The organism is Flexivirga sp. YIM B11880 (genome assembly GCF_058148645.1).
Genome location: NZ_JBMAMH010000002.1, coordinates 350,684 through 360,884, shown reverse-complemented (window position 1 = coordinate 360,884; position 10,201 = coordinate 350,684). Strand labels below are relative to the sequence as shown.

General features: G+C 67.6%; 8 protein-coding genes and 2 pseudogenes. 9 read left to right on the top strand and 1 reads right to left on the bottom strand.

What is annotated here, in order from left to right; all coding sequences use genetic code 11:
* A pseudogene (locus ACN8HC_RS06085) lies at positions 1-342 on the bottom strand (hypothetical protein); the annotation flags it as partial.
* 32 nt (positions 343-374) lie between these two features.
* Between ACN8HC_RS06085 and ACN8HC_RS06080 the strand changes: the two are divergent.
* The 9 genes and pseudogenes from ACN8HC_RS06080 (at position 375) to ACN8HC_RS06040 (ending at position 10,192) form a co-directional block, all read left to right on the top strand.
* Positions 375-1,886: a PucR family transcriptional regulator gene (locus ACN8HC_RS06080; protein ID WP_490073983.1), complete on the top strand. Its 1,512-nt coding sequence runs from the start codon at positions 375-377 to the stop codon at positions 1,884-1,886.
* Between the two features lie 140 nt (positions 1,887-2,026).
* The gene (locus tag ACN8HC_RS06075) at positions 2,027-3,649 is read left to right on the top strand and encodes a GMC family oxidoreductase (protein ID WP_490073982.1); all 1,623 of its coding nucleotides are present in this window, start codon (positions 2,027-2,029) and stop codon (positions 3,647-3,649) included.
* 14 nt (positions 3,650-3,663) lie between these two features.
* Complete coding sequence (locus ACN8HC_RS06070) at positions 3,664-4,071, top strand: gluconate 2-dehydrogenase subunit 3 family protein (protein WP_490073981.1); 408 nt, start codon at positions 3,664-3,666, stop codon at positions 4,069-4,071.
* Between the two features lie 32 nt (positions 4,072-4,103).
* Positions 4,104-4,256, top strand: a pseudogene (locus ACN8HC_RS06065) (hypothetical protein); the annotation flags it as partial.
* A gap of 104 nt (positions 4,257-4,360) precedes the next feature.
* Positions 4,361-5,668, top strand: coding sequence for an aldehyde dehydrogenase family protein (locus ACN8HC_RS06060; RefSeq protein ID WP_490073980.1), 1,308 nt, complete (start codon positions 4,361-4,363; stop codon positions 5,666-5,668).
* 24 nt (positions 5,669-5,692) lie between these two features.
* Positions 5,693-7,141, top strand: coding sequence for a purine-cytosine permease family protein (locus ACN8HC_RS06055; RefSeq protein ID WP_490073979.1), 1,449 nt, complete (start codon positions 5,693-5,695; stop codon positions 7,139-7,141).
* Positions 7,138-8,097: an agmatinase gene (speB, locus tag ACN8HC_RS06050; protein WP_490073978.1), complete on the top strand. Its 960-nt coding sequence runs from the start codon at positions 7,138-7,140 to the stop codon at positions 8,095-8,097. Before ACN8HC_RS06055 ends, speB begins: the two co-directional genes overlap by 4 nt.
* A 212-nt stretch (positions 8,098-8,309) precedes the next feature.
* A complete protein-coding gene (locus ACN8HC_RS06045; protein ID WP_490073977.1) occupies positions 8,310-9,455 on the top strand; it encodes an acyl-CoA dehydrogenase family protein in 1,146 nt (381 codons plus the stop codon).
* Positions 9,452-10,192, top strand: a complete 741-nt coding sequence (locus ACN8HC_RS06040) for an SDR family oxidoreductase (protein WP_490073976.1) — start codon at positions 9,452-9,454, stop codon at positions 10,190-10,192. Before ACN8HC_RS06045 ends, ACN8HC_RS06040 begins: the two co-directional genes overlap by 4 nt.
* The last annotated feature ends 9 nt before the right edge of the window (positions 10,193-10,201 follow it).

Below are 10,201 nucleotides of genomic sequence, written 5' to 3'. Positions count from 1 at the left end.
CGGGCCGACCGTCACCACCGTCACCTCACCCTCGGTGGCCTCCACGATCTTCAACGCCGCCTCCACCGCATACTCATCCAGCTCCGACAACAAACCATCCACACTCGAACGATCCGTCGTGTTATCCGCACTGAACGTGCGATCCGCCTGGGCATCCGGCACATACTTCACACAGACCACGATATTCATCAGGCGATCTCTCCTCAGGCTGACTTGCGACACCGCCGGCTCGGACCACGACGTGGTCACGCCGAAACTCGTGCACAGCATTTCAGCCGGGAGCAGGGCTGCAGGATGCCAGGTACACATCACCGCGATAGATGCCACCGCGATGAGGCGCATGGACGCCCCTGGTCCAGATCTACGCTGTCGACGTGGCCATCACTGTCGCGGATCTGCTGGAGCTGCCGCACCTGCGCATGCGACTGTTCTGCGGCTCCGGCGGCATGACGCGCGCGGTCTCCTGGACACACGTCTCCGACCTCCCGGAGCCCTGGCGCTGGCTCACCGGCGGCGAACTGCTGCTGACCAACGGCATGTCCTTCCCCACCGACGGCCCGGGCCAGCAAGCGCTGATCGAGCATCTGGTCGAAGCCGGGGCGAGCGCACTCGCCGTCGGGGAGCAGATGTACTGCCCGGAGCTGACCGACGACTTGGTCGCCGCCAGTGAGCGGCTCGGCCTGAGCGTGCTGCTCGTGGAGTATCCGACGCCGTTCGTGGCCATCTCCCGGGCGGTCGCGGCCGCGAATCTGTTGGAAGAGTCCGATCGGCTGGTGCGGACCGAGCGGATCTACCGCACCGTGCAACACCTGGTCGTCGGGGACGCGGAACGTTCGCTACTCAGCGCTCCCCTTTCCCAGCTGCTCGGCTGCGACCTGCACATCTGCCACTGGGAGACCGGCGAGCCGTGGTATCCCCAGGCGCCCCGGTTCGACCAGATCCTGCGGGCGGCGCTGCGAGACCTTGCTTCCGGCGCCGCGTCGGTCCGCGCCGGAGCCCTCGTGCAGCTGCTCGACGACGGCCGGGAACTGCGGCTGGTCGACATACCGACGATGCCGGCGGCGCGGCTGGCGCTGGTCTCCTCGAGGCCCGGTGCGATCGACGCGATCCTGATGCAGCACGCGGTCACGGTCATCGCACTGGAGCTGTCGCAATCGCTGGTGGCGCTGGAGAACGCACGGCGGCTCGGCGCCGAAGTCCTCGTCCACTCGATGGACGGACGGATCAGTGCACGCGCTGGCCGCAGCCAGTTGCACAAGATCGGCGTGGAGATCGATGAGGCCCGCTTGCTGTCCGTGGTCGCCGACGACCGACTCCGGCTCCACGACACGCACATTTCCCTGTGGCGCCACGGCATCCGCAATGCATCGGTCTATCGCTCCGATGCACTGCACCTGCTGGTCAACGACCCGGACGGAGCGGTCGAGGTGTTGCGTGCCGACCTCGGGACCGACGCCGCGATCGGGGTGAGCGCACCTGTCCGAAGCACCGATCGCGTCCCCGAAGCGATGCGCGAAGCGACCTGGTCCGCACGCATCGCCGCGCGCGAACAGATCAAACAGTTCACGTATGGCGATCCCACGCCGTTCAGCGGACTGGGCGACATCGACCAGGCGACTGCTCTGGTCGCACGGGTATTGGGCCCCTTGCTGGACTACGAGCAACAGCAGTCGACCCCGCTGCTGGAGACGCTCTCGACCTACCTGGACAACCAGCGGTCCTGGTCGCGGACCGCCGAGGCGCTGCGCGTGCACCGCCAGACGGTGCTCTACCGCGTGCACAAGGCGGAGGAGATCACCGGCCTCGACATCAACGACACCGGCCATCTCGCCCAGCTGTGGCTCGCTGTCCAAGCGCATCGCCTGCTCGTCTCGCACAACGGCTGACAGCCTTCCTGCGTTGTGCGATCGCACAAGGCACACCCCACGGAATGTTGCACCCCGGACGCTGCGCGCAACGCACCTCCGGCGGGAGGCTGAATCCAGTCCGCGGGAACGCTCGCACCAACCGAGAAGGATCCGATCCGATGGCTGCTCAAGACATTTCGAGCCCCGATGTCCTGATCATCGGTGCCGGCCCAGCCGGCGGCGTCACCGCGCTGGAGCTGGCGAGTCGCGGATTCACGGTCGTCTGCCTGGAGCAGGGCGACTGGAACCTGCCCGACGACTTCACCGGCAACAAGGCCGAGTGGGAACTTGCCCGGCTCAAGCAATGGCATCCCAGCCCGAATCGCCGAGGGCGTGACACCGACTACCCGATCAACGCGGACAACAGCCCGATGGAACCGTTGCTGTTCAACGGAGTCGGTGGCAGCACGATCCTGTTCTCCGGGCACTGGGTCCGCGCGATGCCGTCGGACTTCAAGGTGCGCACCCTCGACGGCGTCGCCGACGACTGGCCGTTCGGCTATGAGGAGCTGCGCCCCTTCTACGACGAGGTCACCAATCACATCGGCGCGTCGGGACTTCAGGGCGACCCGGCCTATCCGGACGAGCACACCTTCCCACTGCCACCGCTGCCGATCGGCAAATACGGTCTGCGCGCCGCCCAGGGCATGGACAAACTCGGCTGGCACTGGTGGCCGGCGCCCAACGCGATCGCGTCGCGGCCGTTCCGCAACCGCCCCGGGTGTCAGCGTTATGGAGCCTGCGAGTCGGGTTGCCCGGCCGGTGCCAAGGCCAGTGCCGACTTCACCCACTGGCAGGACGCAGTCGCCGCAGGAGCCGTGCTGATCACCCGCGCCCGGGTGAGTCGCCTGACGCTGAACGAACAAGGCCTGGTCTCCGGCGCGGAGTATGTCGACAAGGACGGCGTGTGGCACCACCAGCCCGCCGGAGTCACGATCATGGCAGCGAACGGTGTCGGCACCCCGCGCATCCTGCTCAACTCCGCCGACGCGAATCACCCTGATGGAATCGCGAATTCGTCAGGACTCGTCGGCAAGCGGCTGATGATCCATCCCTATGCGTCCGTCTACGGCGCGTATGACGAAGACCTCGAGAGCCACCTCGGGCCGGCCGGCCAGGCGTTGCAGTCGTTGCAGTTCTACGAGACCGACGAGTCGCGCGGCTTCGTGCGCGGCGGCAAGTGGAACCTCATGCCGACGCCGGGCCCGCTGAATCGGGTGCTCTGGGAGCCCGGCACCGACTGGCGCGCGGGTTTCGGTGCCAACTTCGCCACCCGGCTGGGCAACTTCGGCCGTTATCTGGAGTGGGGCATCACCACCGAGGACCTGCCGGACGAGAAGAACGAGGTCGTGCTCGACCCCGAGCTCACCGACTCGGACGGCATCCCGGCGGCCAAGCTCAACTACTCGATCGGCGAGAACAACCAGAAGCTGCTCGACTTCCACATCGCCCGGGCGGTCGAGGCACACGAGGCCGCCGGCGCGGTGGACATCCAGGTGGTGCCGGTGGTGCGGGACAGCGGCTGGCACCTGCTCGGCAGCGCCCGGATGGGCGAGGACCCCACAAGCTCGGTCGTCGACCAGTGGGGCCGCTCGCACGACATCCCCAACCTCTACATCGTCGACGGCAGCAACTGGGTCACCTCGACCGGCGTCAACCCGACCGCCACGATCATGGCGATCGCTCTGCGCGCTGCACGCCACCTCGCCGACAACCGGCGCAACCAGACCTCCGCATCCTGAACGGCGTTCTCACCATGGACATTTCACCGCTCGACGGCACGGCACGCGAGAACCTGGCGGTGTTGGCCGATGCCCTCATTCCGGGCACCGACAGCTTTCCCTCCGCATCCGAGGCCGGAGTCGCCGGGGGTCTGATCGATCGCGTCCTCGGTTTCCGGCCCGACCTCGCCGCGGATTTCCACGCTGCCCTTGCGAGCTGCGCGGGGCAGGAACCGGGCCCGGCGTTCGACGAGCTTGCTGCGGTTCATCCGGAGCAGTTCGACGCATTCAGCACCCTTGTCGCCGGTGCGTACTTCCAGAGCCCGGTGGTGCAGACGGCGATGAACTACCACCCGGCGCCGCGTCCCGCGACTGACGACGTCGACTCGCATGTCGATCTGCTCGAGCACGTCGTCGAGCGCGGCTTCGACATACATCAGTGACCACTCTCTCCCGAAACCCCAAGGAACACACCATGACCGACGCTCCCGTGCTGGATCACTTCATCGACGGTGCCAACTGGTCCGGCGACGGTGAGGCGAAGCTGCAGGTCGTCAATCCGGCGACCGAGCAAGTCCTCGCGATCACTCGCTGCGGCACCGCGAGCGACGTGGACCGGGCCGTCGCAGCGGCCACCCGCGCCTTCGCCGACTGGGGACGACGCACGCCGGCGGCGCGCGCNCGGCGACCGAGCAAGTCCTCGCGATCACTCGCTGCGGCACCGCGAGCGACGTGGACCGGGCCGTCGCAGCGGCCACCCGCGCCTTCGCCGACTGGGGACGACGCACGCCGGCGGCGCGCGCCGAGACGCTGCTCAGGGTCGCCGCGACGATCGAGGAACACGCCGACGAACTCGCCGCACTCGAGTCGCGCAACGCGGGCAAGCCGATCGGCCTTGCCCGCGAGGACGTCGCCGGCACGGTCGACACCTTCCGGTTCATGGCCGGTGCCGCACGGGCCGGACTGAGTCTCAGCGCCGGTGAGTATGTCGAGGGGCGCATCTCGATGGTCGTCCGCGAGCCGGTGGGGGTGGTCGGAGCGATCACGCCGTGGAACTACCCGTTGCTGATGGCCGCCTGGAAACTCGGCCCCATCCTGGCCGCCGGCAACACCTGTGTGCTGAAGCCGTCGGAGCAGACCCCGCTGACCACGCTGCGACTTGCCGAGCTGCTCGCCGACGTGTTGCCCGCGGGCGTGCTCAACGTCGTCACCGGCGAGGGCGTGGTGGTCGGCGAAGCGATCTCCCGGCATCCGGACGTCGCGATGGTCTCGGTGACCGGCAGCGTCCGCAGTGGGAAGGCGGTCGCGGCCGCGGCTGCCGAATCGCTGAAGCGGGTCCATCTCGAACTCGGCGGGAAGGCTCCGGTCCTGATCTTCGCCGACGCGGACCTGGACGCAGCTGCAGACGGGGTGATCTTCGCCGGCTTCGGCAACTCCGGCCAGGACTGCGGCGCCGCCTGCCGGGTGCTGGTCGAGGACTCCGTGCACGATGCGTTCGTCGAGAAGCTGACCGCCAGGGTTCAGGCCATGGTCGTCGACGATCCCGCCGCCGGCGAAGCCGTCGAGATGGGACCGCTGGTCTCCGCAGAGCACCGCGAGCGTGTATTGGCCGCAGTGCACAGGGCATTCGATGATGGCGCGCACGCCGCGACCGGCGGCGCGGCGCCCGATCGACCGGGCTTCTTCGTGCAGCCGACGGTCCTGGTCGACGTCCCGGAGGGCGCAGAGTGCACGACCGAAGAGATCTTCGGGCCCGTCGTCACCGTCGAGCGGTTCACCGACGAGGAGCGCGCACTCGAGGCGGCCAACGGCACGCCGTACGGGCTGGCCGCCTCGGTCTGGACCGAGAACGCGCGCCGTGCCGCGGACCTGCCGGGCCGGCTCGACTTCGGCACCGTCTGGGTCAACGAACACTTGGCGTTCGCCACCGAAATGCCTTGGGGTGGCTACAAATCCTCCGGGTACGGGCGGGATCTGTCGGCATACGCGCTCGACGACTACTCACGCACCAAGCACGTCATGGTCAACCGGACCCGCTAGGTCCATGAAGAAGGGCACACCCCCATGCCACAAGAGACGACCCTCGTCGAGGGCCTGACGATCCAGCCGGTGCCGGAGTCGCAACGGACCGGGAAGGTGCACCACCTCTTCTCGTTCTGGTTCACCGTGCAGATCATCCCGCTCGCGGTCGTCACCGGTCTGCTCGGCCCGACCGTGTTCGGCCTCGACGTCACCTCGACGGTCCTCGCGATCGTGGTGGGCAGCTTCGGCGGCGCGGTGTTCATGGCGCTGCACTCCGCCCAGGGTTCCAAACTGGGTGTGCCGCAGATGATCCAGGCACGCGCGCAGTTCGGCATGTATGGCTCCGTGCCCGTCACCGTCATCGTGGTGGTGATCTACATCGGCTGGATCGTCTCCCTGATGGTGCTGGCCCAGCAGATGCTGAGCGCGATCTGGCCGGCGTTGGACACCACGATCGGTCTGCTGATCAGCACGGCCCTGACGCTGCTCGCGGTGGTGGTCGGCTATCAGCTCATCTTGCGGTTCAACCGGGTGATGGTCGGTCTCTCGGGCATCGCGCTCCTCCTCACGCTGGTGTACGCCGGCATCGAAGGGAGCAAAGGCGGCGCGTCGCACCTCTTCCACGGCGGTGGCTCGTTCACCTGGGCCGGCTTCCTCGGCATGGCCTCCGTGGTCGGCGTCTGGCAGTTGTCCTACTCGCCATACGTCTCCGACTACTCGCGGTACCTCCCGACGGCCACCTCGACCCGCGCCGCGTTCTGGTACACCTACGCCGGCACCGTGCTCGGGGTCATCGGAGCGATGACGGTGGGTGCCTTCCTGGTCGCCGGCCTGGGCCGCAACGCCACCATGGCGGGCCTGGACGGGATCATGCCCCACCCGGTGTTCGTGTTCGTCATGCTGATGTTCTTCCTGGGCTCGATCGACGCAGGTGTGATCAATATGTACGGCTCGTCGCTGTGCACGCTGACGGCGATCCAGACGTTCACCCTGACCTGGGCGCCGAGCGCGTGGGCCCGTCGGATCACCGCTGCCGTGATCGCGATCATCGTCTTCGTCGTGTCGACCAGCGTCACGAGCAGCTTCATCAACGACTACACCAACTTCATCCTGGTCCTTGCCTACCTGCTGGTGCCGTGGAGCATCATCAACCTGGTCGACTTCTACTTAGTGCACAAGGGCGACTACGACCCAGACTCGTTCAGCGACCCGAAGAGCGGCTACGGGCACTTCAACGTTCCCGCCCTGTTGGGTTATGTCCTCGGCTGCCTGGTGCAGGTCCCCTTCATGGCGACCACGCTCTACACCGGGCCGGTCGCCAAGGCGACGGGCGGTGTGGACACGTCCTGGATCGTCGGCAGCATTGCGACCGGCTTCATCTACGTCGCCCTGCTCAAGCTGTGGCGTCAGCGGTCCACCGACCCAGCAGTGCCGCCGGCCGTCGCGCTCGGCGGCCCGAGCCCCCTCGATGAAACGGAGATCCACTCATGACCGATGTCCCGCAGCCGGTCGGTGCACTGGACGCGACCGTCGTCCCGCGCTTCGCCGGGCTGGGCACCTTCGCCCGGATCCCGCTGCTCGACGCGGTCACCGACTACGACATCGCCGTGCTGGGCGTGCCGTTCGACGGCGGCACGTCCTACCGGCCGGGTGCGCGGTTCGGACCGATGGGCATCCGGCAGGCGTCACGGCACCTGCGCCCGAAGTTCCACGTCGAGCTGGACACCCCGCCGCTGGAGCAGCTGCAGGTGGTGGATGCCGGGGATGTGCCGTGCACGCCGTACTCCATCGCGGACGCAGTGACGCAGATCGAGGACTTCGCGAGCGACGTTGTCGGCCAACGTGATCGCCGCCTCGTGACGTTAGGTGGCGACCACACGGTGGCGTTGCCGTTGCTGAGGGCGGCCCACAAGAAGCACGGGAGGATCGCCCTCGTGCACTTCGACGCGCATCTCGACACCTGGGACACGTACTTCAACGCGCCCATCACCCACGGCACCATCTTCCGGCGGGCGTTCGAGGAGGGTCTGCTCGCCGAGGACAAGTCGATCCACGTCGGCATTCGCGGACCGATCTACGACCGGGTCGACCTGCGCGACGACGCGTCCTTCGGCTTCCGGGTGATCCGTGCGAGCGATCTCGACCTCATCGGGATCGAGGCGGCCGTCGCCGCGATCCGAGACCGCGTCGGCGACGCTCCGGTCTATGTGTCGATCGACATCGACGTCCTCGACCCGGCGTTCGCGCCCGGCACCGGGACACCGGAGATGGGCGGTATGAACAGCCGGGAACTCCTGCGGGTGCTGCGTGCGCTGGACGGGGTGAACATCATCGGCGCGGATGTCGTCGAGACGGCCCCGGCATACGACCACGCCGAGATAACCTGCGTGGCGGCCGCGACAGTTGCCTTCGACCTGATCACCCTGATGACGAAGTCCGCCGGCTGACACCACCGGCACCACCGGCACCAGCCGGTGCCGGTGGTGCTGTGTCCGTCCCCCGCCCGGCGACGCCCAGCCGGTCGCCTATCGGGGCAATAGGGTTTCGCCGGCCGGGCAGGTGGCGTGCCGGCAATACGATCTGCTGAGTTTCTCATGTCGATACATCGACCTGCACCGAGCGTCGACTGCCGATACCTGCGAACGACCAGGGAGTAGCAATGCGCAGAACGATCTATTCGGACGACCACGAGGAGTTCCGGTCGTCGGTCCGGGAATTCATCCGCCGGGAAGTCCTGCCGTATGTCGAGGGCTGGGCGGATGCACACGCGATTCCCCGCGAGTTCTGGCTGGCCGCCGGCAAGCAGGGACTCCTCGGACTCGAGATACCGGCCGAGTACGGCGGCGCGGGCGCGGAGGACTTTCGCTTCAACGCGGTCCTGATGGAAGAGCTCGCCGCGGTCAACATGGCGTTGCCGTCGTCGGTCGGCATCCACGCCGACATCGTCCCGCCATACCTGACCGAGTTGGCGACGCCCGAGGTGCGGGAGACCTGGCTCCCCCGTATCGCCTCCGGTGAGGCGGTGGCAGCGATCGCGATGACCGAGCCGAGCGCCGGGTCCGATCTGGCGGCGCTGCGGACGACGGCCACGCAGGACGGCGACGGCTATGTCATCAACGGCTCGAAAACCTTCATCACCAACGGGTATGGCGCTGACCTGGTCGTCGTCGCCGCCCGCACGACGCCGAACTCCCGGGCAAAGGGGATCTCACTGTTCGCCGTCCCCGGAGATGCTCCCGGTTTCAGTCGCGGCCGCAAGCTGGACAAGGTGGGCCAGCCGGAATCCGACACCGCCGAGCTGTTCTTCGACAATGTGCGCGTCCCCGCCTCGCACCTCATCGGCGAGCGGGACAAGGGATTCGGGCACATGATGACCTGGCTGCCGCAGGAACGGATCTCGGCGGCCGTCACCAACCTGGGCCACGCCCGCCAGATCCTCACCGAGACCATCGAATACGCCAGGGACCGCACCGCGTTCGGGCAGCCGATCGGCTCGTTCCAGGCCAACAAATTCCTGCTCGCCGAACTCATGACCCGCGTGGAGGTCACTCAGGCGTTCGTCGACCAATGCGTTGGCGCGCACAGCGAAGGCGAGCTGACGCCGACCGACGCCGCCAAGGCGAAGTGGTGGACGGCCGAGGTGCAGAACAGCATGCTGGATCACTGCCTGCAGCTGCACGGCGGCTCCGGCTACATGAACGAATACCGGGTCGCCCGGGCCTGGCGAGACGCACGGGTCACCAAGATCTGGGCCGGCTCGAACGAAATCATGAAAGAACTCATCGGACGGGATCTGGGGCTGTGACCGGCAACGTCAGTTTCGACTTCACGGGGCGGACCGTGGTGATCACCGGTGCCGCGAACGGGATCGGCCGCGAGGTCGCCGGCGGCTTCGCGGCGGCAGGTGCGGACACGTTCGTCATCGACTACGACGGCAGCGCGGCTCAGGAGGCCGCCGCCGTGATCGGCGCACAGGCGATTGCGGCCGATGTGTCGTCGACGGAGGAGGTCGAAGCTGCGGTCGAGCAGGTCGTCGAGCGGACCGGTCGGCTCGACGTGGTCGTGAACAACGCCGGCATCCTGCGCGACACCGTGCTGTGGAAGATGACCGACGAGCAGTGGGAGGCGGTGCTCGCCGTGCACGCCGGTGGCACGTTCCGGATGACCCGGGCCGCGGTGCCGATCATGCGCGCCCAGGGTTACGGGCGCATCGTCAACGTCACGTCATACACCGGCCTGCACGGCAACGTCGGGCAGGCGAACTACGCAACGGCGAAGGCCGGCATCATCGGATTCACCCGGACCGCCGCCAAGGAACTGGCCAGGTTCTCCATCACCGTCAACGCGATCGCGCCGAACGCGGAAACGGCGATGGTCGCGTCGATCCCGGACGCGAAACGCCAGGAACTCATCGCCGGCATACCCGCCGGCCGGTTCGGTGAGCCGTCGGAGATGGTTGCCGCCGTCTGCTTCCTGGCCAGCGAGGAGGCCGGTTACGTCACCGGCGTCGTGCTCCCCGTGGACGGTGGCCTGTCGATCTGAGCACCGGTG